The sequence below is a fragment of the Nocardia cerradoensis NBRC 101014 genome, assembly GCF_000308535.1.
Taxonomy (GTDB): domain Bacteria; phylum Actinomycetota; class Actinomycetes; order Mycobacteriales; family Mycobacteriaceae; genus Nocardia; species Nocardia cerradoensis.
This window is the reverse complement of the sequence record NZ_BAFW01000004.1, coordinates 19,148-41,906: the sequence shown is the minus strand read 5'-3', so window position 1 is coordinate 41,906 and position 22,759 is coordinate 19,148. Positions and strand designations below refer to the sequence as shown.

The following is a 22,759-nucleotide window of genomic DNA, read 5'->3' as shown; positions in this document are numbered from 1 at the left end:
CCGCAAACTCGCCTCGACCTTCAAGAAGCTCACGCCGCTGCTGCACAAGCTGAAGGGCGCGTGGGAAGACATCATGAAGGCGCTGAAGCGCGGACGTGGCGGCACACAGATCGACGGAGCCAAACCGCACGCCAAGTCGCCGGCCGACACACATCCGAGTTCGCACAAACCGGATTCGCCGAGCGAACACGGCAAACCACACGACGACGGCGCCGACACTCACAGCACCTCGCACGACGGTTCGGGCGATCCGGACGACGGTGCGACCGGTAAACCCAAGAACGATCCGCACCAGCAAGCGGACAAGGATCAGGGCAGCGGCACGCACGCCGCGGAATCCGGGCCAGACCCCGAACGGCCGCCGCGAATACCGCAACAACCTCCTGATCCGCAACGGCCGAACCCGCTACTTCTACGACGCGGCTGGGCGTTTGATCCGGAAGGAAGTCACGCGGCTTTCGCGCAAGCCGGACATCTGGCACTTCCGGTACAACGGGTTCGATCAGCTGACGGATGTGTATACGCCGGGGAAGGAGTGGTGGAGATACACGTATGACGCGCTCGGTCGCCGTATTGCAAAGCAGCACTTGACCGAAGGGGGGACTTCCATCGAACGTATCGACTACACCTGGGAGTCCACGCGTCTTATCGAGCAGACTACGGGCACGGCAGCCGCCCTCTGGACCTACAACCCGGGCAGCGACATACCTATGGCGCAATCAACCATCAATCGAGTGGACCGGGAATTCGTCGCCATCGTGACCGACCTCGTCGGCACTCCCATCGATCTAATGGACCCCACAGCAGCGGTCGCAATCGCCACCGTCGATACCGACCTGTGGGGGTCAGGATCGTGGAGGGGCGCCACGTCCACCCCTTTACGCTTCCCTGGCCAGCTTCACGACCCGGAAAGTGGACTCAACTATAACTACAACCGGTACTACGATCCCGGTACTGGCAGATTTTCCACCCAAGACCCTCTCGGTCTTTTGCCTGCACCGAACCCCCAAAGCTATCCCTACAATCCGATTTGCTGGACAGATCCGCTCGGCTTGATTCCGAACTGTCCAGTACGCGTATCCTCTATGGATAGCGACTGGGCTACAAAGGGTGCTCATGTCCACATCGGCGGAAAAGAGGTTCGTGTTTTTGCCCGCCATGACGGCACGATTGGCGTCGAAGGATTGCGCATGTCGAATGGTGTTCCGAATTCAGCACAGCTGAGCCGCGTCCTTGATGAGTTACACTCCAATCCCGACTTACGCACAGACCTCATTGCGAAATCACGAGCCGCTATGACCGAAATGAATGCCCACAACTGGGGAAATTCAAGCAATAGAGCCGCCGAGATGCACTTCCTGATACGCGCACTCGAAAAGATGGGGTAACTACATGGCAGACACCATCGTCGACTTCCTCGCCAACACGATTTTAAATCGCTCGATCTTTGGATTATCCCTCGAGTCGCCTTCCAGTGCGTTCGACAAAATATTCGGCGCCGATTCCTACGTGGAAGACATGAACAAGCACAAAACGACAATGCGCAGGGATTATGGGCTGATTGAAACGGGATTCACCCGAGAAGGGCCGGGAGAATGGCGCTGCTTCAGTCTGATAATCTCGGTTCACCGGTTACGCTGGGACATCACTCTACCGCAAATCGTCAGTTCAAAAATTCACAAAATCCCGAGCACCATTCGATTCAGCGACCTTGAAGCCTCCGTAGCCAACCGAGGCGAAGAGCTAGCTCTGAGCGGTCCACAATTTCATGACTTCCAGAACTTCACAGCCAGCTCTGGCGCTCGTATAGCTGTGATCGCGGAGGACTTTGACGAACTTCTACTCGAAGGTTGCGTTTGGAATATTCAGTTATGAATACGCAAGTAGTTCGATAAAATACCTATCGAAATATTACGTACCGGCGAGCTTCATGTTGACTTCAAGAGTGTTCGACGGACGCAGGATATCCGTTACGTCGATTGCTAACGTCAGCGACGAGTGCGATGAGTTGGAATTCCGAAAAGAGGGTACGACCAGTCCCATTGTGATTGTCGGCGAACAGGATGAATCGCGAGGAGATTTACATGTGAGCATTCACGGGCAAGCTGATGTAGCCTTCGTTCGCTTTGCGATTGCTGTTGCAGAAGAGTACTTTTCTGAATAGGGATGTTCCGCACGCATCGGCTGCCGGTTCAAAGCACGGGCCCAGTTTTCGAAACGGCGTGCGTCGACGGTGGTCGTGTGGATGACGATGACGAAGGCCAGGGGACGGCGGCTCCGCTAGAGACTACGACTCCGGCGCGCCTGGAGGCCCCAGGCGGTGGAGCCCTCGAACTGGCCGGCCACGAGGGCGGTGGTGAAGGTGTCCCACTCAGCGGGGGTGAAGACGAGGGTCGGCCCGGTTCGGTCCTTGGAGTCGCGTACTCCGACGGTGTGCTCGCCGAGGTAGGCGACCTCTACGCAGTCGCCGCCTCCCTGGCTGTAACTGCTCTTGACCCAGCGGGGCCCAGCCGAGTCACTCGTCACCCGCGTACTCCTCTGCAATCCCGCGCATCAAAAGCCTTGTCTCGTCTCGACTCAACGCTACCTGCTGCAAATCGTCGGCAGCCGCCCCGTAACGCCCGAACAGAGCATCATCTTCGAGGAACAGCGCGCCCGTGAAGCCCTCGACAAAAACAACGGGCGGCTCTGGACTACGGCCTGGGGAGAGGCTGGGAAACTCGAAGAGAGTGAACGATTGAACCACTACTCCCGGATGCAGTTCGAGACTCCCCAGGGATCGCGCGTTATTGTCGAGCATACGCACGATCCGGCCGGCCCTCACTTTCACGCCGGTCAGCCCAAGGACAGCCCTGGACGCAACCTAGTAAATTTCGGGTGGGATAACAGCCCAGGAGAGCCTGGATCGCGTCAACGCTACACAAACAGTTTCGAGCGTTACGGCGCGATAAACAAACCTGGCGGCGACCACCACTTCTTTTACAGGCGCTAAAATTGACGGCACGACCGCAACGAAGGGTGAGAGCAATCAATCCGATAGATCGCGAAGACCTGGACAGGCTCGAGGCCGCAGGGCTGATGCCGATTTCCCACACCCACTCAGAGCTGCCGCTACCCGAGCAAATCTGGCGACTGGTCGCAGGCGGAGAAGTCCGCCCATCGAGAACGGTTCCTATAAATAGTCCGACGGCTATTTCAGATCTCAATCGGGCTTGGGACTCCGAAGTATCAAGAATGAAGATGGTTTCCGTCGATGGCAGATTCTTGATCCGACTTCCAGGTTTCCCAGCAGGCACTTGGGTGGCCGTCGCCGACTCGACTGGCGTGGATCTTCCAGCGCGCGTCTTCCGCGTCAGCGGCAATCACGAATTCGGCGTTCTCTCGCTGAGCGGCACCAAGCTCTGCTACCTCACCGAGGAAGAGTACGAGTACTGGATAATTACGCATGAATTCGCCGAAAATGACCATCTGATCGCTCGGGCCGAAAAGTCATCTGAAACGAACCGCGAGCGGACACTTCGATCCATGATCGAATGCGGCGCAACGTTCAACGAAGTGCTCGATTACCTCAGGGAAACGAATTCTATCGCGACGCGCGTGCCGCTTGCGTTCATATCAGCGTTACATGGCGCAACCGGCGTTACGATCCCAGAAATACGCGAAGCGCTTATCCCACTGTTCGATTCCAATATGCAACCGGCGGGGTCGGAGAAAGAAATCGAGCATTCTTGGCGCCAGTTTGTTGAACGTCACGGTCTAAATATTCACGGTGCACAGTAGCTTGGCCACAGGCGTCGATGAGCACCCTAACTGAACTGCTGAAGACGAGAGAAAATGACGGAGACTGCAAGACTCGATCTGCGGAATACGACCAAGCAGTGACCAGCGGAGAGTTGAGGTTAACGTTAGCCCAGCACCGCGAGGAAAAGCAGCTGAGAACTTTCGTGAATCGGCTCGTCGATATTCGGGTTGCACGACTGCGCGCACTCGGCTCCCGCGCCGAGAAGGCCGGCTACCGACTGGTTCGGGAGCGAGCGCTGCCCGGCGCGTGGACGCTGCTGGACGCGGAGGACGGCGAAATAATCCATGCCGCAACCACTCTCGACTACATCGAGCAGTGGCTCGACGAGTGAGAATCCGCCGATCAGGGGCGCGGATGCACTCCCTCGCGTACCTCCGCGGTGGTGCGGGTGATCATGTCCCGCACCTGTGCGGTCATTCGCCTCGAATCGGTCGGTTTGATGCGCAGGATGCGGTCACCGAAGATCGCGTACCGGCCGTCGTCCAGGAAATCGGTGATCTGAAAGTCTTTGCGGCCCTGCGTATGCCGATTGTCGGGGCTGCCCCACGGGTAGGCGGCGATGTGGAAGTTCGCGGTGGTCGGGCGTTTCAGGAAGCGGGCCAGCTGTTCCTTCGGTCCGACGACCCAGGGATCGCGCACGTGGGCTGCGGGGGCTTCCAGATCTTCGACCGGGATGTTCAGCGGTTTGCCTTGTCCCTCAGCACATTCGGGCAGCTGCGCGATCACCGCGGCGGCAACCCGATCGGATTCGAGAAAGGAGAGGTGTACCGCGCCGCCGACCGTATCCTCCGGTCCCGGCTCCTGCACCGCGATCACGCCGTGACGATCCCGCACGGCGGCGTGGACGCGGATCCGGTGTTCGCGGCCGCGCCCGCGGAACCCCGCGATCTCGATGCGGACCTCGGGATCGAACAGCACCTGGATGGCACGGTCGAGATCCTCGTCCCATTGCGGCAGCAGGACCTGCGCGATGCGCTGTCGCGTGCGGTTCACATCCTCCAGCGTCGGTTCGGCGGTGAACCGGTGTGCCAGCGGGTACGGCAGCACATCGCGTCCCGTCGCATCCCACAGCACTCGGAACTCGGCCGCATCGAACCGCCATCTTCTGTCACTCATCGCACCGAACTCCTGCCCACAACCGCCACTACTCGCCGATGACCGGAGGAACGGTCTTCGGAAGCTGCGGGATACCGGTCAACTCGTCACCGTTCTCCTGGTTGATCAGGTAGTCGGCGACGCTCTTGGTGCGTTCTTCTTCCTTGTCGCCCTTGCCGCGCCCGGCGCCACCCATGCCGGGCATACCGCTGGCGCCAGCCCGAGCCGCCGAGGCCGCGGCGCGTCCGCCCGCTCCGGCCAGCGCACCGGGCTGGACTCCGCCGGGCACACTGCTGCCGTGTCCGTTGGGGCCGTTGGCCCCGCCGAGGCCACCGCCGAGACCGCTACCGCCCGGCAGGGACGAACCGGAGGAGCCGAGCGAGCTCGGGCCGAGACCGGACGGGGTCGTCGCCGACGAGGGATCGGTGCGGGCCTGATCGCCGGCATTCTGCGAGCCGTCCGATTGGCCGTTCCCGGACGGATTCGTCTGCGATGTCTGCGAATTCGAACCCTGGCCGTTCTGGTTCTGATCACCCGGTTTGGGCTGGTTCGTGTCGTGCGTACCGCCGGGGCCGGACGGTCCGGGACCGTTGCCGCCCGGGCGCCACGAGGACGGCGGCGGCTGGTCGCCCGGCCCGGCCGGATCCTGCGTGTTCGGTTTCGGGATGACCGGGACGCCGGTGTCACTTTCGTGGACGACCGGGGCGTAGACGGTGGTCAACACTCGCTTGGCCTCGGTATACGCGTTGTTGTACGCCGTGACATCGTCTCGCCAGCCCTTGCCCACAACGAGATTCACCGCGTTGCTGACTCCGGACCGGTGGCTCGGCACATGCGGCACCAGCGATTTCGTCGGCGCCAGGCCCGTCGCCAGCTCCGCCAGCTTGTTACTGGTCAACGCGGCGGCTTTGGCGACCTTGGACGCCTGCGAGGTGTAGTCGGTCACCGCCTTCGCCGCGGCATTGCGGGACTGGCCGCGCCAGATGCCCTCGTTGGTGGCCTTGCTCATTGCCTGCTGGAACGTCGTCAACGAGGTGGTTTCCTGGGTGCCGATCTTGTTCCAGGCATCCTCGAGGTTGTTGACCGCCTCCAGGTCGATCTTGTCGACCTTCTCGCGCAGGGTAGCGAGATCGTGCCGTTCGAAGTTGTCGGTGGTCTGCACCGACGGCGTGCGGAAATCGCCCTCGAAACCGATTGCGCGGGCGTCGTTTCGGACGCCGTCGCGCGTGGTGTTGAACTTGCCCTGTAGTTCGTACGGATTCTGGATGTGCGAGGGATCGCGCCCCTGCGTCCAGTTCGTAAGAACCTCACCGACGAACGACCCGAACCCCTCCGGCAAATAACTCATGACGACTACCTGCCCGCCGGGTCGGTGGCTGCTATCTGCGCGGCGTTGCCGACATCCTGGCCGGTGAGGTGCTTGATGGACTGCGCCATCACCTCGCGCATGCTCTTGACGGTTTCGATGTGGTCCTTGATGACCTGGTCGACCGAATTCGGCTCGCCGGTGGCCTGTTTCAGGTAGCCGCCTTCGAGGGCGTGGCCCATGTCGAAGTCACCGAAGCCGGAGACGGCCTGCGCAAGGCGTGCCAGGTCGAGCATGCCCTGAAGATCTGTGAGCCGTTGATCACACGCCGTGAGACACTCGCGCGCTACGGACTCGTTGTCCAACAACAGATCGCCAGAACGAGATTGCTCGGCCAGCTGTTGCCACTGTGTGGACTCCGCTCCAGCCATGTGAAAACACCCTCCCCTTACGGCCTAGTTCGGAAACAACGGAACCAGCTGCTCACTGACCTTACCGAGCGTCACGCAGGGATCGCCAGGGTTGTCGACGATGGCGCTGTTGCTGATCATCACTTGAAAGATGCCTTGCGCCGCAGGGAAAACCACATCGCAGGTGTCGTTCTTGCTCGCACCTTCGACGCGGAACTGCCGCCCTTGCCGGCCCGCGAACGCCACGTCTCGGAAGTCGACGTTGCCGTCCTTGTTCTCGATCTCCTGCACCGACCGCTTCCCGGAGAGCACGTTGACGGTGTATTGCTTCCCCTTCCAGTTGCAGATCTCCCATCCGCTCTGATGCACCCCCGCGATCCCGCTCTCCTTCGTCGCAGGATCCACCCCCGTCTTTCGCAACACATCGTCCGGAATCTGCGTACAAGGGTTCCACAACTTCACCGCCGCAGCGCTGGTCGTGGACCCGCTCCCCCCGTCGTCCGCGCCGTTGCATGCGGCGAGCACCGGCACGACCGCCGCCAGCAGGACTAAAGCGAGTCGGCGAGCAGCCACCGTCCGCCCCCTTCGGTTGATCATGCCTGCACCTGGTCGGGCGACTTTATCAAATCGGTTCAACCGGACGGGGTGGTCGAGACGCCCCCCTAGGGTGCCTAGCGCGGCGAGGAAAAACCTCTATTGTGAACATCAGTGTTCGTAAATAAGGGGAGACCGCGATGAAAGATCTGACCGGCCGGAAGTGCCTGATCACCGGTGTGGCCAGCGGGATCGGCCGGGCGACCGCGATTGCTGCCGCGGCAGCGGGGATGCGGCTGGTGCTGACCGATATCGACGCCGACGGGCTGGCCGAGACGGCCGCCCGGATCCGCGGCGCCGGGGGTGAGGTGCTCGATGCGCAGGTGCTCGACGTCTCCGACTACGAGGCGGTGACCACGTGGGCGAAACGCGTGCACGACGAGTACGGCAGCCTCGACGTGGTCATGAATATCGCCGGCATCGCCACCTGGGGCACGGTCGAGAACCTCGAACACCGGCATTGGAAGTCGATGGTCGATGTGAATCTGATGGGCCCGATCCACATCATCGAGAACTTCGTGCCGCCGATGGTGGCGGCGGGGCGCGGAGGGCATCTGGTCAATGTCTCCTCGGCCGCGGGACTGCTCGCGCTGCCGTGGCATGCCGCCTACAGCGCCGCGAAATTCGGGCTGCGCGGAGTGTCGGAGGTGCTGCGATTCGACCTGGAGCGCCACGACATCGGCGTGAGCCTGGTGGTGCCGGGGGCGGTGCGCACGCCGCTGGTGGGCACCGTGCAGATCGTCGGTGTGGATCGCGACGATCCGCGGGTGCGGCGGATGGTGAAACTTTTCGAGGGGCATGCGGTCACGCCGGAAAAGGTCGCCGACCGGATCATCGCCGGTGTCCGGAACAACCGCTTCCTGGTGCATACCTCGGCCGATATCCGCATCGGGTACTGGTTCGCCCGCAAGTTCGCCTGGCCGTACGAGGTGGTGGCGCGAATCGCCAACCGCGAGTTCGGGAAGCTGCTGCCGGCACCCGCGCGCGGCACTCAGTAGTGCGTCACGCAGACCACGAAACGCCTTTCGTTGTAGACGAATCCGCGATCACCGTCGGAGCAGCTGTTGACGTCGGTGGTGCCGTTCTTGATTTCCACCACACGCACCCGGCCGGGGGCGGCGGTGGCACAGTCGACGGGAGTGGGGCTGCCGTCGGCGATATTCATACAACTGCCGGTGACCCAGTTGAAGTCGAGGCAGAGCGTGTCGGTGGCGCCGCCGGGCAGCGTCTCGGCCACCGAGCGGTCCGCGTCCGCCGGGCAGTGCGCGCCCGCGACCGCCTTCGCGGTGATCTTGTAACGCGAATCGGTACTCGCACAGGCGGTTTTCTGGACGGGAGCGCCGGCGTCGGGGGTGGCGACGACCGCGGCCACACAATCGCCGACGGCCACCGTCTCGCCCTGATGCTTCTGATCGGCGCCCTTGTTCAGCACCAGCGGCTCGTCCGAGGCCGCGGCGGTGACGCTGGTGCCGGTCGGCTGGACCGGCGCCTCGGCGGCCACGGGCGCGACGGTGGTGGTCGGTGATACCGCTGCCGCGGCGCGGGTTTCGTCCGAATGATGCCGCCCGGCGGTGAACGATAGCGCGGCGGCGATCAGACAAGCCGCCGACAGCGCGGCGGCAATCACGAAACCCGTCAGGGTGACACCGGCTTGAACACGTCGGCGCGACACGTACTCGTCCTCCAGAGCGGTAACACTTCGAACCACCCCGAACGATGATCGAAGAACACTTGCGGATTTGCAGACCTCGCAAATGCTTACACGATCCGGGCGTTCGCGTCGAGACATCGGCGCGAGCCCGAGGTCGGAAAATAGAAATCTTTCTTTTTCACTAATTCGCGACGATCACAATCGTGCAACATTGCCGCCGTGGAGGTTTCGCAATTCCCGAGTCTGGCAAAAAGCGCTCGACGCGTTATTGTCAGCTTCCGTCCGGACCGTTCGGCCGGAAGTCTCGTGAGAAGGAATCCTGAATGAAGTTCGGCACGTTCGCCGCAACCTCGATCCTGGCGGTGGCCACGGTCGGGATCACCGCGGGAACCGTGAACGCCAGTCCCCCGGCCGCACCACCGGCCGCCGCCAAGGAGATCACCACCTCCGGAACCGACCGCGGAGTCACCTACCACGCTGTGCTCAGCGACTTTTCGCGAGTCCTGACCACTGTCGTCGAGCACGGGCGATTCGAGGTCGACAAGGATGCGACCGCAGTCGCCCTCAAGTCCGACAACGGCACCGACCTCGTCACGGTGCCGCTGACGTACCGGATGGCCGGCAGCACGGTTCACGTCGCGCAACACATCAGCGACGACGGGCACAAGGTCGTGCTCGAACCCAAGGCCACCGCCACCGATATCGGCGAGATGCAGCCGATCAATTCGATGGCGCGGCTCACCAACGAAATCAATCAGAACGTCGTCGGCCTGGTGGCCGGTGGCGTGCTCGGCGGCCTGATCGGCGCCGTACTCGGGATGGGCTTCTTCAGCATCATCACCGGGCCGATCGGCATGGTGGTCGGCGCCATCGCGGGTGGATACGCGATGGGCGGCCAGCCGTTCCTGGACGCCGTCAACGCGGTCGTCAGCGGCCAGCCCTGATCCGCGCCGGTGTCGCGGGGCGGACCGCGCCGCGCCGCGACACCGGTTTCGGCGAATTCTCAGGCGTTTTTGCTTGCACCCCCGGCGAATTCGTGGCTCAATCCGAAGGATGGCCGGGGAACCGTATAGATGGGTCGCCACAGGCGAGACCGATATGGTCGAACTGCGCGATCCGGTGTCCGGGCGCGCGGTCGAGATCGTGCGGCCCTCGGACGACGACCTGCCCGCTCCGCTGCTGCGTGAGGTCGAGACCCTCGTCTTCGACTGGGCCAATCTGCTCACCCAGTACGAGGCGTGGTCGGATCTGCACACGCTGTACCGCAGCGAGCCGGATACCGTTCTCTGGGCCCTGAGCTGGCTGCTGGCGCTCTGGGCGGTGGTCGGTGAGACCCGGACCGGCAAACCGGCCGACGCGATCATCCGCGACCTGGACTACCGCGGGGGCTGGCGGGATCTGCGCAACGCGGAGGACGAGCGGATCTGGACCGGATTGACGCAACGGGTACGCCTGGGCGGAATCGCCGCACTCACCGAGGATCCCCGTGCGGTGCGGGCCTATCACGACGCGTGCGTCGAACCGGCCGATATCGGCCCGATACTGCTGCGGCACACGCTGATTCACCTGGACGCGCTGAGCCAGGACATGGACCGCGCGGGAATGCGAGCGCGCGGGCTCGCCTCCTCGGTGCTCGATCACACCGCTCCCGATCCCGGGCCGCGGCGGCGGCTCTGTTTCCGGCCCTCGCGGCCGGGAACGGACGGCTTACGCGACCTCGGCTGAGGCCGGATCGGCGCCGGGATGCAGGCGACGGAACCGGCTGCCGTGGAAGACCAGCGGTTCGTGCTGGGAACGCGTCGCCAGGCGGGTGATCTGCACCAGCACGACCTGATGGTCGCCGGCCGACACCTGGGTGTGCACGGTGCCCTCCAACCAGGCCGCCGCGCCGCCGACGAAGATGGAACCGCCCTCTCCGCGATGCAGATCGACATCGCCGAAGCGGTCACCGTGGCGGCTGCTCATCCGCTGCGCCGCCTCGTCCTGGTGGGCGCTGAGCAGACTCAGACCCAAGCGCTGGGCGCCGACCAGCTTGGGCCAGGTGGTCGAGCTGTTCTGCACGCAGAAGGACACCAGCGGCGGATCCAGGGATACGGGCACGAAGGTGCTCACCACCAACCCGGCGGGCACGTCGTCGAATTCCGCGCAGACCGCGACCACACCGCTGGGGAAGTGCGCGAACGCGCGACGCAAACCCGTGCTGTCGGAGGGTATTTCGATCAGATCAGACATGGTTACCCACTTCTCGGCTCACTTCGCGATCGTCGAATCAGACGACGCCGTGCAACGGGGGTGGGGTGCCGTTGAGCACCGCGCGCCCGATGTGCTGGTACTTCCACCGCACCGGATCGTGCAGCGTATGTGTGCGGGCATTGCGCCAGAACCGGTCCAGATCGAGATCGGCGGCGGCACTGCGGGTTCCGCTCACCTCGAACAGGGCGGCGGACACCTCGTTCGCGGCCCGGTCCGAGGTGATCTTGGCGGTGGCGACCGCGATCGATGCCTCCGCCGCGAGCACGGCGGCGGTCTCGATGTCGAGGTCGCCGCTGTTCGTCTGCGCGACAACGTGATCCACCGTCCGGCCCGCCACCTCGAAGGTCGCCTCGGCGGCGGCCACAGTGACCGCCAGCTCGCCGATGCGCTGGATCACCAGTGGGTCCTCACTCGCCCGATCGACCCCGGCCTCGAACCACGGGCGGCTCTTCGTGCGTACGAAGTCCGTGGCCGCGTCCAGCGCACCGCGGGCGATGCCCACATCGATCGCGACGTGCAGCAACTGCGCGAAGGCGCCGTAACCGGTGGGGGCGCGCACCGCCGCCGCCCGCGGAATCAGCTGGTCAGCGGTCACTCGCACCGCATCGAATGTCACCGTCCCGCTGCCCGTCGTGCGCTGGCCGATGCCGTTCCAGTCGTCGACGATCGTCACGCCGGCGGTGTCGGCGGGCAGGAAGGCGATGTACTCGCCGGGATCGAGACCGCTGCGCCCGTCGGGATCGTCCAGGCGGGTCAGCACTGCCAGCAGGTCCGCGAAAAGTGAACCCGTACAATAGAATTTGGTTCCATCGATCCGGAATTCGCCGTCTGCGGGACGCACGGTGGTGCCGATTTCGGCGATGGTCGCGCTGGTGCGCTCCGACTGCGCGTTCGCGATCCGCGCACCGGCGAGTACTCGCCCGAAATAGCGTTCCCGCTGGGCGCGAGTTCCCGCCAGCCGCAACAGATTCAGGTAGACGAAATGGCTGTGCGGAATCTGCGCGATATTCGGATCCGCCGCCGCCAGCAGCCGGAACACCTCCGCCACCTGTGCGGGCGCCAGATCCGCGCCACCGAATTCGGCCGGCACGGTGACGGCCAGCAGCCCACTGGCCGACAGCTGATCCAGTTCCCGGTGCGGCAACTCGCGGGCGCTGTCGCGCCGGGCCGCATCGACCGCGAACTGCGCGGCCAGGCGTGCGGCCGTCTCGTGAGCCTGGGCGGCGGAGGTGATCCGCGCGGCGGCGACGGCAGTCATCGACTCGCCGCCAATTCGGGTTCGCGCTGGGCCTCCAACTCCCGGACCAGCGGCAGCACCTTGGCGCCGAAGTATTCGATCTCCTCCTGGAAGTGCAGGAAGCCGGCGAGGATGAGGTCGACGCCGAGATCGCGGTAGGCGACGATCCGCTCGGCGATCTGCTCGGGAGTGCCGATCAGCTGCGTGCGGAAGCCGTCGTTGTACTGCACCAGATCCTCGTAGCTGGAATCGGCCCACATACCCTTGCCGTCCCGTGTGGAGGCGCCCGCCTGCTGCACCGCGTCGCGGAAACCCTCCACGGCGGGCCGGTTGGCCTTCTCGATGATCTCGCGCAGGGTATCGCGGGCCTCGGCCTCGGTGTCGCGGGCGATGATGAATCCGTTCAGGCCGAATTTGACCTCGCGGTTGTGCTCGCGCGCGACCGCGCGCACGTCCTCGATCTGTTCGGTGACGCCGTCGAAATCCTTACCGTTGGAGAAGTACCAGTCGGCGTAGCGGCCACCGTTGCGCCGCGCCGCCGTCGAGTTCCCGCCCTGGAACAGTTCGGGATTCGGCCGCTCCGGGGTGTTGAGCGGCTTGGGCTTCAGCGTCAGGTCGCGAATCCGGTAGAAGTCACCGGCGTAGTTCACCTCGTCCTCGGTCCACAGTTTGCGGACGACCTCGAGGAATTCGGCGCTGCGCCGGTACCGCTCATCGTGCTCGAGCCACGGCTCCCCGAGCGCGGTGAACTCCCCGCCGAACCAACCGGATACGACATTGATCGCGAAGCGCCCGCCGGACAGATGGTCGGCGGTGACCCCGAATTTCGCCAGCACCGCCGGATGCCACAGCCCCGGGTGCACGGCCGCGATCACCTTCAGCCGCTCGGTGGCGCCCAGCAGGGCGAGGCTGAACGATGTCGACTCGTGCTGATATTCCGCGCCGTAGGAGGCGGTGTAGCGCACCTGGGAGAGGGCGTAGTCGAAGCCGTTGTTCTCGGCCGTGCGCGCCAGCTTCTTGTTGTATTCGAAATCCCAGCCGGTGCGCTGATCGATCGTGCTGGTCACGAGCCCGCCACTGACGTTGGGCACCCAGTAGGCGAACTGAGTCTGCTCGGCGATCTTCTCGGTGGTCATCGACACTCCTGTGATTGGGACATCTCCACCCGGTCGCGCCGACGGCCGGGCTGTTCGGTACGCACTCCGTGGTCGGTGCGCCGAGCGCGGCAACCGTGCACCCGGCGCACCTCCACTTCAACACCGCTGACCGGCGGGGACGAGGGTTTGAATCCTCAGGATCGGATCAGCGGCGCGCACCCGCCGTCATGCCGACGCGACCGCCGAGCCGTACCCGGAGCGTTCGAATCGGCCCGCGGGCTGGAACCGGGCCACCAACTCGTCGGCACCCTCACCCGTGATCTGCTCGAGCAGCGCGTCGGCGTCGGCGAGGGAGTTGATCTGCAGCAGCGGCTGTGGCTTGTGCAGCGTGCTCACCAGCACCGACGCGACGCGCGGGTCGACGGCCGCGGCGGCGAAGAACCGGTTGCCGATCTCGGCCAGTTCCGGATCGCCGAGGAACAGGCGGGTCACCTTGGCGGCGGCATCGGAGCGGGCCAGCAGGAAGGCGTTGTACTGCTCCTCGATCCACTCGGCGTCGAAGGGCCCCTCGTGTGCGGAGGCGGCCGCGACGAGCCGCTGCGCCTGGATGAGTCCGCTCTGCGCGCCCTGTCCGGCGATCGGGTCGTAGGCGACCGCGGTGTCCCCGAGCGCCGCCACGACATGCCCGCCCGCCGTCCGGCCGACGCCGTGCCGGACCACCGGACGGACCGCGCCCTTCAGCCAGGAATGCGGGTCCTCGGCGATCACCTTGGTGGCCAGCACTTCCGGCAGATCCCAGTCGATGTAGTCGCGATACAGCTCGGTGACGATGCGGTGCGCCGACTCGGCGGAATCGGCGGCGGCGAACCGGCTCTCCCATTCGCTGCCCGGTCGTGCCCAGCCGAGGAAGGCCCAGCTCGGCCCGGCGTCCTTGTGCAGATACGGACCCCACCACGCCTCACCCTGCTCGGCGAAGATGGAGAATCCGCTGTGCTGTCCGCCGGAGGTGCTGCGATGCGCGAAAACCTCTGGCTCGTAACCCAATCCGGTCACCGTGACGGTGAGCAGGCTGCGCTGTGGCGCGTCGTAGACGGTGCGCTCGGTGTCGATCGGGAACAGCTCGGCCAAACCGGCCTTACCGGTCGCGACCAGCACCAGATCGTGCGCTGCGGCGATGCTGTCCAGGCTCTCCGGTGTCACCTTCTCGACCACGAAGCGGCCACCGGCCGCGACGAAGGCGGTCAGCCGCTCGTCGACCTTGAGCCGGGTGTCGACCGCGACGCCGACGAAGCCGTCGAAATCGCCGTCGAATCCGATCAATTCGGGCCGTTCCGGCCCCGGTCCCGCGATCCGCACACTGAGTCCGGTGTGCTGCGGGGCCCGATTCACGTAGGTGTCGAGTCCGAGGGCGGTTTCGGCGGCCTGGGCCTCACCGAAGATGAGCGCGGTTCCGGTGGCGGGGATGTCGTCACGCAGACCGCGTTGATCGCGATCGCTGTAGACCGTGACGTCGAACCCGGCCTGCTGCAGTCCGAGAGCGGCGGTGACACCGGCGATGCCGGCGCCGACGATGGCGGCGGTGCGTTTCGAATTCTGGTTCGTCATAACGAAATAGTGCGCTTGCCAGCGGCTTTCGTTGACAGTTGCGATCACCGGGAATCGATGTCGCGCACCGCCTATCGGTCAGGTCGCGGCGACGCCCGCCTGTGGTCGCACCTGTTCGTCCGGCAGCGCCGTCGAACCCGGTCCGCCGAGCCGGTAGCGCGCTCCGCGATGGTCGTCCGGCAGCCGGTCGCCCGCGCCGAACAGCGCGTTGCGCAGGGTGCCCGGGACGTACTCACTCGGGTAGGCGCCACGCTCGGTCAGCACCGGAATCACGTGCTGCACAATGTCTTCGAATGTGCCCGGAGTGATCGCGTAGGCCAGGTTGTAGCCGTCGATATCGGTCTCGTCGACCCATTCCTGGAGCCGATCCGCCACCGACACCCCCGATCCGACGAAGACGGGGCCCATCCCGCCGATGCCGGCCCAGGCCGCGATATCCCGCACGGTCCATTCCCGGCCGTCGTCGTCGAATTCCTGGAACGCGGCGACGGCGGACAGGATCGCATTGCTGTTCACCTCGCCGATCGGGTCGTCGAGGTCGTAGCGCGACAGGTCGATACCCATCCAGCCGGACATGAACACCAGACCGCCCTCGACGCTGGCATACGAACGGTATTCGTCGTACTTGCGTTGCGCCGCTTCGTCGGTGGCGTCGGTGATGATGGTGGCGAGCGCGTAGATCCGGGCGGCGTAGCGGTCGCGGCCGGCCGCCTCCAGTGCGTCGCGAATGCGGGTGACCGTCTGTCCCAGAACACGTTTCGAGGGCGCGGCGACGAAGATCGCCTCGGCGTTCTCGGCGGCGAAGGCCACCCCACGCGGTGAGGCGCCGGCCTGATAGATCACCGGGGTGCGCTGCGGCGAGGGCTCCGACAAGTGAATACCCGGCACCGTGAAGTGCTTTCCGGCGTGGCCGATGTGATGCACCTTCGCCGGATCGACGTAGATGCCCTGCGCCCGGTCGCGCACGACCGCGTCGTCCTCCCAGGAACCTTCCCAGAGCTTGTACAGCACCTCGAGATATTCGTCGGCGTGGTTGTAACGCTCGTCGTGGTCGAGATGTTCGGACTCACCCATATTGGCGGCGGCCGAGGGCAGATATCCGGTCACCACATTCCAGCCCAAGCGGCCGTTGGTCAGATGGTCCAGCGTCGAGAGCCGCCGGGCGAACGGGAAGGGATGCTCGAACCCGGTGCCGGTGGTGATGCCGAAGCCCAGATGGTCGGTCACCGCCGCCATCGCCGAGACCAGCAGCAGCGGATCGGCGACCGGCACCTGCGCGCCCTGACGCAGCGCGGCGATGTCGTTGCCGCCGTACACGTCGTAGATGCCCAGCACGTCGGCGATGAAGATCCCGTCGAAGCGGCCGCGTTCCAGCAGCTTCGCCAATTCGGTCCAGTAGCTCAGCTCCTTGTAGCGGTGCGACTGGTCCTCGGGGTGGCGCCACAGTCCCGGGGACTGGTGCGCCACACAGTGCATGTCGAAGGCGTTGAAACGGATCCGCCGGGTCATGACCGCACCTGGGCCTCGCGGCTGCCGGCGCTCCACGCGTACGGGAGGTCGGTTCCGTTGAGCAGGTGATCGCCGATCGCCCGCGCCTTCTGCACGGCGGGATTGTGCACCGAGATGGTGCGCGCATTGCGCCAATGCCGGTCCAGCCGCAGATCTTCGGAGGTGATCGAGGCGCCGCCGACCTCGAACAGCTGGGTGGTCGCGGTCAGCACGGTGTCGATCACACCGAGTTGTGCCTGGGCCGAGGCCAATTCGACCGCGTCCAGCGCCGCGTCGTCCTGAGCGCCGGCGGCCAGCACGTCGTCCAGCAGGTCCGCCACGGCCAGCACACTGGCTCGCGCGGAGAACGCCGCGGCCGACAGCTTCCCGATCACCTGCTGGACCAGGGGATCGTGGCGGGGCAGATCGGCGACCGAGTGGGTGTAACTGCGCGTGCGGTCGGCGACCCAGGCCCGCACGTCGGATTCGGCCCGCTGCGCGATGCCGGCCAGCACCGCCAACTGCACCAGCTGCAGGTACGAGGTGGCGTAGGTGCGGCCGGGCGCGCCGTAACCCGGGCCGAGCACCCGCTCTTCGGTGATCCGCACATCGTTGAATTCCGTTGTGCCACTGGCGGTCAGCCGCTGCCCGAAACCGTCCCAGTCGTCACTCTGCCGCACCCCGTCGGCATTGGCGTCGACCAGTACCGATACCCGCTCCCCGTCGCGATCGGCCGCGGCGAGGATGTAGTCCGCGTACAGCGAACCGGTGCTGTAGTACTTGGTGCCGTTGAGCAGCCAGTCGTCGCCGGAGCCGCGGGTCAGCCGGGTGCGGTAGCGGTCGACCGCGCCGATGCCCGGTTCGGTGATGGCATTGCCCACCAGGGCACCGGATCCGGCCGCGCGCAGCCAGTGCTCCCGCGCGGGACCGGGCTCGGCCAGCAGCTGATCCTCGACGAACGAGAAGTGCACCCGAAGTGCCTGCGGCAGATTGGATTCCGCGGCGGCGAGGTCGATCAGCAGCCGGAACAGCTGGCGCACGCTGACGCCGAAGCCGCCGTATTCGGCCGGCACCCGCAACGCGCCGAAGCCGGCTTGGCGCAGCCAGTCGACCTCCTCGTAGGCCAGGCGTCGATCGACCTCGCGTGCCACCGCCCCGGCGGCGATGCGGTCGAAAACAGGGCCGAAGATGTCGTCGAGGTCGCGATCGGAGATCTGCTGCGGTGCTGTGGAGGCCATACCCGACGATGACCCGGCGGCGGGATTCGCTCACCCGTTACACGCAGCGGGAACATAACTATCCGTCACACGCCGCGGTCACCCTCAGGAGGGTCGCATGCGCAGTTCGTCGTGCAGGATTCGCGCCGCCGTCGCCATCGCGGCCTCCGCGCCGGGTTGCACCACGGCGGGTACCCGCGATCGGGTCAGCACGGCCACGGCGAGGGTTTGCCCGTCGGCGTGTTCGGCGACGCCCGCCTCGTGGCGCAGATTCAGCAGCGTGCCCGTCTTCGACGACCAGCGCGTGGCGTCGGAGCTGAAGTCGGGGGCGAGTCGTTGACGTAACAGGTTGTCCGACAAGAACTCTCGCACTCTCGCCGCGGCGTCGCGGTGGGCCCGCACCGGCCGCCACACTTCGGCGAGCAGATCGACGAACGCCCGCGCGGTGCCGGTGTTGGCATGGCTGATGTCGAGTTGTGTGACCGGATGCCCGCGTCCGGCCGTCGCGGCCTCGATCGCCAGGGCGTGAGCGAGGTGACCGTCCGCGGGGGCGAACTGCTCGGCCGGGGTCCGCACGAGATCGTCGGCCAGATGCCGCACCGCGATGCCCTCGTGGCCCAGGCGGCGTAATTCGGCGGTCACCGCGTCGGGCGGAGTCAGCTCGAACAGGGCGTCGGTCGCGCCACCGTCGCTGATCGCGATGCTCAGATACATCAGATCCTCGACCGCGACCGTGGCCGGATGGCGAAATCTGCTCAACCCGGTCGGGCCCGCCACCGTACTGCGGCCGGGCAGTACCCGGATCGGGGTCGCCGGGTCGATCTCGCCGCGCAGCACCCGTTCCATCGTCGCCAGTACGAGCGGCACCTTCACCAGGGAGGCGATCGGCAATTCGAGTTCGGCGTCGAGGCCCAGCTCGTCACCGGTGTCGAGATCGCGCACCAGGATGGAGCCGTCGAGTCCGGCGTCGCGCAGTTCCGTGCGCGCGCGTCGCAGTGCGGTCGAGACGCCCATGGTCCGCTTTCCTCGTTGTATGCGTCGGTAGTTCGAAAGTCGTTGTGGCCGAGGTCGTTGCGGCGGAGATCGTTGCGGCCGAGGTCGTTGTCCGGCACACCGAGACAGCGGCCGATCGGTTCGGCGCCCAGTGCGCGAACCCGGTCCGCGTCCTCGCGTGAACCCGCCGCGATGTCGTAGCCCCTGGCAAGCTCCAACTCCCCGATCGGCCGCCAGTGCAGGCCCAGTTCGGTGGCCTGGGCGGGCGAGCACACCAGCAGATCGGTGCCGTCGAGGACCTCGGCGACCGCGGTGACCAGCGACCGCGCGACCACCACCTGGGCCGGGCGCAGGCCGAGTGAATCGCGCAGCCGGATGATCCGGTCGCGGATGTGCGGCACGTCGTCCTCGGGTTGTATCCACACGCTGCGCCGGCGTTGCCGTTCCGGAAGCCGCAGTACCCGAAGGGTTTCCAGGTAGATCGGCGTGCTGTGCGGGCCCGTGGCGTCGGCCAGGCCCAACGGCACGCGCCAGATGCCGCGATCGGCGGGCACGGCCAGAATCGCGGCACGTACCTCGTGCGTGCGGGTGAGTTCCGCGCGCCGGCCGGGGTCGGCGGGCTCGGGTTCGAGCCGAAGCCGAGCTCGGCGGCATTCGGCGACCAGCCCGGCCAGCGGCACCGGGCCGCAGATGGCGGGCAGCGCCAATCGGAACGGGCGCTGCCGGGCCCGCTCGGCATGCTCCTCCAGCGCCTCGGCCGCCTCGACCAGCCGTCGCGCCGACGGCAACATATCGCGGCCGAACGAGGTCAATGTGGCGGTGCGCGAGGTCCGTTCGAGCAACCGCGCGCCGAAGTGCCGTTCCAGCGCCGCGATCCGGCGACTGGCCACCGACTGCGGGATCTGCGCGGCGGCCGCGCCCGCGGTGAAACTCCCGAGACCGCTCACCGCGACGAACGCCTTACAGGCGGCGACCATATCCACGATCGCGCAGTCTATGCCGAATCGGCATGGATACCGGCACAGGTGTCTTGGACAGCATGCGCGAGGGCTGACACTCTTGCTGCGAGCGCTCACCGCCATCGATTCACAAGGAACGCAGATCCACAAGGAACGCCCATGACGCCCCCTCGCTTCACCCGCTCGGCCGTGCTGGTCGCGGCCGCTGCCACCCTCATACCGCTGAGCGCCTGCGGTGCCGATCGAAGTGCCGCGCCCGGATCGACCTCGCCCGGATCGACCTCGCCCGGATCGACCTCGGCCGGATCGACCCCGGCCGGATCGACCCCGGGGCCCACCTCGACGGTGCCGCTCGCCGACGAGTCGCTGGCCGAATTTCGCGATCTGGAGGCTCGCCTGCACGGCCGACTGGGCGTGTACGCGCTCGACACCGGAACCGGGCGAGCCGTCGAATACCGCCCGGACGAGCGGTTTCCTTACTGTTCGACGTTCAAGGCGCTGGCCGCGGGCGCGCTGCTGAGCACCCTCCCGCCCGCCGAACTCGACCGCCGCGTCACCTACACCCGGGCCGATCTGTTGCCGAATTCACCGGTCACCGAACAGCATGTCGACCAGGGCATGACGCTGCGGGAGATCATGGACGCCGCGGTGCGGTTCAGCGACAACACCGCCGGCAATCTGATGTTCGCCGAACTCGGCGGTCCGCAGGGGTTGCAGCAGCGGCTGCGCGCCATCGGCGATTCGACCACGCGAATGGACCGCACCGAGACCACGCTGAACGAGGCCCTGCCCGGCGACGAGCGCGACACCAGTACGCCGCGCGCGCTGGCCGCCGATCTGCGGCACTACGTGCTCGACCCGTCGGTGGCCGCCGACGATCGCGACGTGCTCACCGGTCTGCTGCGTGCCAACACCACCGGTGCCGCGCTGATCCGGGCCGGGGTGCCGGCGGGCTGGCAGGTCGGCGACAAGACCGGCGCCGGCGACTACGGAACGCGCAACGATATCGCCGTGGCGTGGCCGCCCGGACGCGCGCCGATCGTGCTGACGATCCTGTCCACCCGCGATCGGCCGGACGCCGAATACGACAACGCGGCGATCGCCCGTGCCGCCACGATCGCGATCGCCACCCTGGACGGCACTGCGATTCCGCGCTGAGCGTGCCGAATCACCGTGCGCTACCGGGTTTTCCGCAAAGCCGTGCGCCTCGGGTCGGTGCCGATCGACCCGAGGCGCACGGCGGGATCCGCTCTCCCCTACTTGGCCGGAGCCGGAGGGTTGAACGGCGCATTGATGGTGGTGAAGTACTGGGCGACCGCCAGAATCGCCACCGGTGCCGTGACGAGCAGCTGGCCCGCCAGCGTGCCCAGCGCACCGACGGCGATGATGCCGCCGATGCAACCGACCACGGCGGCCGGCAGGAAGGCGCCGAACAGGCCGACGATGGCGGCCGCGGCCACGGTCGCACCCGCGATGCCGCCGAGCAAGCAGCCCACCGCTCCGCCGGTGAGACCACCGACCAGCGTGCCGATCGTGGCGCCCGCGGTGATGGTGCTGGTCAAGCGGGTCCAGGCCGCGACTTCCCGGTCATAGGGTGTCTTCCACGGCGCCTGGTCCTCGAACGGGAGCGCGACCGGCTTGTAGACCGCGTGCTGCAGATCGAACTGCGGGGTCAGGGTGGCGGTGCGACCGGCGATATCGGCGGCGATCGGGAATTCGAAATCGTCGACCCGGAACTTCAATTCGGTTCCGGCCAGGGTCGTCCCATTGGCGGCCTTGATCTTGAAAACACCATTTTCCACGTCCAGCGAACCGGCGTCGGTGGATATGATCGTCGACTTCTCGTTCGTCGTTGCCTGGTAGTTGACGGCACCCTCGTCGGATGCGGCGGGCGCGGCGTTCACGGTGCCGGCGGTCACGCCGACGGCGGCGGCCACCGTGGCCGCGACCACGGCAAAGTTCCTCATCTTCACTGCTTTTTCCTCATCACTCATTGCATTGCATTCCGCCGGAGCGGCCTTATCCAGTTTGTGATGAATGCCAATAAGCGACGAGGTTAATAACCAGGTCGATTCGAATTCCCCGAAGCCGGAAAATAAATTGAATCTCACAAATTAAAAAAGGACCTTCGCACCCGAAAGTGCGAAGGTCCCTTTAATTCGACCGCTGAAATAATTACCGGCTCAGGGGTGTGGCCGGTAACCGCTTCATTTGGCCGGGGCCTTGAAGGGCTCGTTGATGGTGGAGAAGTACTGGATCACGGCGCCGATCGCGACCGGAGCGGTCACGAAGATCTGACCGGCCAGCACACCCAGGAAGCCGACAGCGGCGGCACCGGCGACACAGCCACCCAGCGGGCCGGCGCCGAACAGGGTCAGCAGCGCACCGGTCGCGACGGCACCCAGGGCAGCGCCGGCGATGCAGCCGATGACCGCGCCACCGATACCGCCGGCCGCGGTGCCGATGGCAGCGCCGGTGGCGATGGTGTCCTTGAGGCGAGTGAAGGCGGCGACCTCACGCTCGTAGGGGGTCTTCCACGGGGCGCTGTCCTCGAACGGGAGCGCGACCGGCTTGTAGACCGCATGCTGCAGATCGAACTGCGGGGTCAGCGTCGCCGTGCGGCCGGAGATGTCCGCCGCGATCGGGAACTCGAAATCGTCGACCCGGAATGTCAATGGGGTTCCGGCCACGGTGGTTCCGTTGGCGGCCTTGATCTTGAAGACGCCGTCCTCGACATCCAGCGACCCGGCGTCGGTCGAAACGATCGCCGCGTTCTCGGTGGTCCTCGCCTGATAGTTCACCACGCCGTCGTCGACGGCCGGAGCGGCCTGAACCGTCCCCGCCAGCGCACCCAACGTCGTCGCGACCAGCGCCGTGAGCACGGCGAATTTCCTCATCTTCACTGCTTGATTCCTCGACTTTCCGACTGCCGGCACGCGGCAGCACAGGTTGCCGTGTCCGGCACAGACACACGGCATCGGTGGAGTTTGCGGGCGTTCGATGCGGATGGGCCAGATTAAGAACCAGCCCGATTACAACCGGTGACAATCTT

General features: G+C 65.8%; 27 protein-coding genes. 10 read left to right on the top strand and 17 right to left on the bottom strand.

Translation table 11 applies throughout. From position 1 onward, the window contains the following. The first annotated feature begins 95 nt into the window (after positions 1-95). From ON23_RS36635 to ON23_RS37650, 3 genes are all read left to right on the top strand, one after another. A complete protein-coding gene (locus ON23_RS36635) occupies positions 96-1,388 on the top strand; it encodes an RHS repeat-associated core domain-containing protein (protein ID WP_083903611.1) in 1,293 nt (430 codons plus the stop codon). A gap of 4 nt (positions 1,389-1,392) precedes the next feature. Further along, on the top strand, positions 1,393-1,875 hold the full coding sequence (locus tag ON23_RS37655) for a hypothetical protein (protein WP_157170130.1): 483 nt from the start codon (positions 1,393-1,395) through the stop codon (positions 1,873-1,875). Positions 1,876-1,945: 70 nt separating this feature from the next. Beyond that, on the top strand, positions 1,946-2,164 hold the full coding sequence (locus ON23_RS37650) for a hypothetical protein (protein WP_143859934.1): 219 nt from the start codon (positions 1,946-1,948) through the stop codon (positions 2,162-2,164). Positions 2,165-2,280: 116 nt separating this feature from the next. On the opposite strand, the gene ON23_RS01075 is transcribed toward ON23_RS37650, so the two are convergent. Further along, a complete protein-coding gene (locus tag ON23_RS01075; RefSeq protein ID WP_083903606.1) occupies positions 2,281-2,526 on the bottom strand; it encodes a DUF397 domain-containing protein in 246 nt (81 codons plus the stop codon). Continuing rightward, positions 2,516-2,800: a Scr1 family TA system antitoxin-like transcriptional regulator gene (locus tag ON23_RS01070; protein WP_167331834.1), complete on the bottom strand. Its 285-nt coding sequence runs from the start codon at positions 2,798-2,800 to the stop codon at positions 2,516-2,518. The genes ON23_RS01075 and ON23_RS01070 overlap by 11 nt, the downstream gene beginning before the upstream one ends. Between ON23_RS01070 and ON23_RS39725 the strand changes: the two genes are divergently transcribed. The 3 genes from ON23_RS39725 (at position 2,756) to ON23_RS01060 (ending at position 4,133) form a co-directional block, all read left to right on the top strand. Next, positions 2,756-2,992 carry an HNH/endonuclease VII fold putative polymorphic toxin gene (locus ON23_RS39725; RefSeq protein WP_083903605.1) on the top strand — a complete coding sequence of 79 codons (237 nt, stop codon included), beginning with the start codon at positions 2,756-2,758 and terminating at the stop codon, positions 2,990-2,992. The two genes, ON23_RS01070 and ON23_RS39725, sit on opposite strands and share 45 nt — an antisense overlap. Before the next feature lie 242 nt (positions 2,993-3,234). After that, positions 3,235-3,780: a hypothetical protein gene (locus ON23_RS35690; protein WP_143859933.1), complete on the top strand. Its 546-nt coding sequence runs from the start codon at positions 3,235-3,237 to the stop codon at positions 3,778-3,780. A 164-nt stretch (positions 3,781-3,944) separates the two neighbouring features. Continuing rightward, positions 3,945-4,133, top strand: a complete 189-nt coding sequence (locus ON23_RS01060) for a hypothetical protein (RefSeq protein WP_039775426.1) — start codon at positions 3,945-3,947, stop codon at positions 4,131-4,133. Positions 4,134-4,144: 11 nt separating this feature from the next. Here ON23_RS01060 and ON23_RS01055 read toward each other — a convergent pair whose 3' ends face one another. Genes ON23_RS01055 through ON23_RS35680 form a run of 4 tightly spaced genes read right to left on the bottom strand, consistent with a single transcriptional unit; the run spans position 4,145 to position 7,210 of the window. Beyond that, positions 4,145-4,918 (bottom strand): ESX secretion-associated protein EspG, encoded by a 774-nt coding sequence (locus ON23_RS01055; protein ID WP_039775373.1) that lies wholly within the window; start codon positions 4,916-4,918, stop codon positions 4,145-4,147. 28 nt (positions 4,919-4,946) lie between these two features. Then, on the bottom strand, positions 4,947-6,245 hold the full coding sequence (locus ON23_RS35685; protein WP_051041771.1) for a hypothetical protein: 1,299 nt from the start codon (positions 6,243-6,245) through the stop codon (positions 4,947-4,949). Positions 6,246-6,250: 5 nt separating this feature from the next. Beyond that, positions 6,251-6,634 carry a hypothetical protein gene (locus ON23_RS01045; protein WP_039775371.1) on the bottom strand — a complete coding sequence of 128 codons (384 nt, stop codon included), beginning with the start codon at positions 6,632-6,634 and terminating at the stop codon, positions 6,251-6,253. 24 nt (positions 6,635-6,658) lie between these two features. Then, a complete protein-coding gene (locus ON23_RS35680) occupies positions 6,659-7,210 on the bottom strand; it encodes a DUF3558 domain-containing protein (protein WP_051041770.1) in 552 nt (183 codons plus the stop codon). Between the two features lie 137 nt (positions 7,211-7,347). On the opposite strand from ON23_RS35680, the gene ON23_RS01030 reads away from it, so the two are divergent. Continuing rightward, positions 7,348-8,205, top strand: a complete 858-nt coding sequence (locus ON23_RS01030; protein ID WP_039775368.1) for an SDR family oxidoreductase — start codon at positions 7,348-7,350, stop codon at positions 8,203-8,205. Here ON23_RS01030 and ON23_RS35675 read toward each other — a convergent pair. Then, positions 8,199-8,879, bottom strand: coding sequence for an LppU/SCO3897 family protein (locus tag ON23_RS35675; protein ID WP_051041769.1), 681 nt, complete (start codon positions 8,877-8,879; stop codon positions 8,199-8,201). The two genes, ON23_RS01030 and ON23_RS35675, sit on opposite strands and share 7 nt — an antisense overlap. 302 nt (positions 8,880-9,181) lie before the next feature. Between ON23_RS35675 and ON23_RS01020 the strand changes: the two genes are divergently transcribed. Beyond that, positions 9,182-9,802 (top strand): DUF8020 domain-containing protein, encoded by a 621-nt coding sequence (locus tag ON23_RS01020; protein ID WP_039775367.1) that lies wholly within the window; start codon positions 9,182-9,184, stop codon positions 9,800-9,802. Positions 9,803-9,956: 154 nt separating this feature from the next. Further along, positions 9,957-10,583 carry a hypothetical protein gene (locus ON23_RS35670; RefSeq protein ID WP_157170129.1) on the top strand — a complete coding sequence of 209 codons (627 nt, stop codon included), beginning with the start codon at positions 9,957-9,959 and terminating at the stop codon, positions 10,581-10,583. Here ON23_RS35670 and ON23_RS01010 read toward each other — a convergent pair. The 8 genes from ON23_RS01010 to ON23_RS36625 form a co-directional block, all read right to left on the bottom strand. Continuing rightward, positions 10,566-11,090 carry a flavin reductase family protein gene (locus ON23_RS01010; RefSeq protein WP_036497209.1) on the bottom strand — a complete coding sequence of 175 codons (525 nt, stop codon included), beginning with the start codon at positions 11,088-11,090 and terminating at the stop codon, positions 10,566-10,568. The genes ON23_RS35670 and ON23_RS01010 overlap by 18 nt on opposite strands. Positions 11,091-11,127: 37 nt before the next feature. After that, positions 11,128-12,369: an SfnB family sulfur acquisition oxidoreductase gene (locus ON23_RS01005; RefSeq protein WP_039775365.1), complete on the bottom strand. Its 1,242-nt coding sequence runs from the start codon at positions 12,367-12,369 to the stop codon at positions 11,128-11,130. After that, positions 12,366-13,484, bottom strand: a complete 1,119-nt coding sequence (gene sfnG, locus ON23_RS01000; protein WP_039775413.1) for a dimethylsulfone monooxygenase SfnG — start codon at positions 13,482-13,484, stop codon at positions 12,366-12,368. The genes ON23_RS01005 and sfnG overlap by 4 nt, the downstream gene beginning before the upstream one ends. A gap of 186 nt (positions 13,485-13,670) precedes the next feature. Continuing rightward, positions 13,671-15,050 carry a styrene monooxygenase/indole monooxygenase family protein gene (locus ON23_RS00995; RefSeq protein ID WP_039775364.1) on the bottom strand — a complete coding sequence of 460 codons (1,380 nt, stop codon included), beginning with the start codon at positions 15,048-15,050 and terminating at the stop codon, positions 13,671-13,673. 78 nt (positions 15,051-15,128) lie between these two features. Further along, on the bottom strand, positions 15,129-16,559 hold the full coding sequence (locus ON23_RS00990) for an LLM class flavin-dependent oxidoreductase (protein ID WP_039775411.1): 1,431 nt from the start codon (positions 16,557-16,559) through the stop codon (positions 15,129-15,131). Then, positions 16,556-17,776 carry an acyl-CoA dehydrogenase family protein gene (locus tag ON23_RS00985; protein ID WP_039775362.1) on the bottom strand — a complete coding sequence of 407 codons (1,221 nt, stop codon included), beginning with the start codon at positions 17,774-17,776 and terminating at the stop codon, positions 16,556-16,558. The genes ON23_RS00990 and ON23_RS00985 overlap by 4 nt, the downstream gene beginning before the upstream one ends. A gap of 84 nt (positions 17,777-17,860) precedes the next feature. Then, positions 17,861-18,697, bottom strand: a complete 837-nt coding sequence (locus ON23_RS39050; protein WP_444543683.1) for a serine hydrolase — start codon at positions 18,695-18,697, stop codon at positions 17,861-17,863. Then, positions 18,625-19,725: a LysR family transcriptional regulator gene (locus tag ON23_RS36625; protein ID WP_244970171.1), complete on the bottom strand. Its 1,101-nt coding sequence runs from the start codon at positions 19,723-19,725 to the stop codon at positions 18,625-18,627. Before ON23_RS36625 ends, ON23_RS39050 begins: the two co-directional genes overlap by 73 nt. Before the next feature lie 141 nt (positions 19,726-19,866). Here ON23_RS36625 and bla point away from each other — a divergent pair, with 141 nt between their 5' ends. Continuing rightward, positions 19,867-20,865 carry a class A beta-lactamase gene (gene bla, locus ON23_RS00970; protein ID WP_039775360.1) on the top strand — a complete coding sequence of 333 codons (999 nt, stop codon included), beginning with the start codon at positions 19,867-19,869 and terminating at the stop codon, positions 20,863-20,865. A gap of 98 nt (positions 20,866-20,963) precedes the next feature. Here bla and ON23_RS00965 read toward each other — a convergent pair whose 3' ends face one another. After that, complete coding sequence (locus tag ON23_RS00965; RefSeq protein WP_210744167.1) at positions 20,964-21,674, bottom strand: DUF8020 domain-containing protein; 711 nt, start codon at positions 21,672-21,674, stop codon at positions 20,964-20,966. Between the two features lie 240 nt (positions 21,675-21,914). Next, complete coding sequence (locus ON23_RS00960; protein ID WP_039775357.1) at positions 21,915-22,610, bottom strand: DUF8020 domain-containing protein; 696 nt, start codon at positions 22,608-22,610, stop codon at positions 21,915-21,917. Between the last annotated feature and the right edge of the window lie 149 nt (positions 22,611-22,759).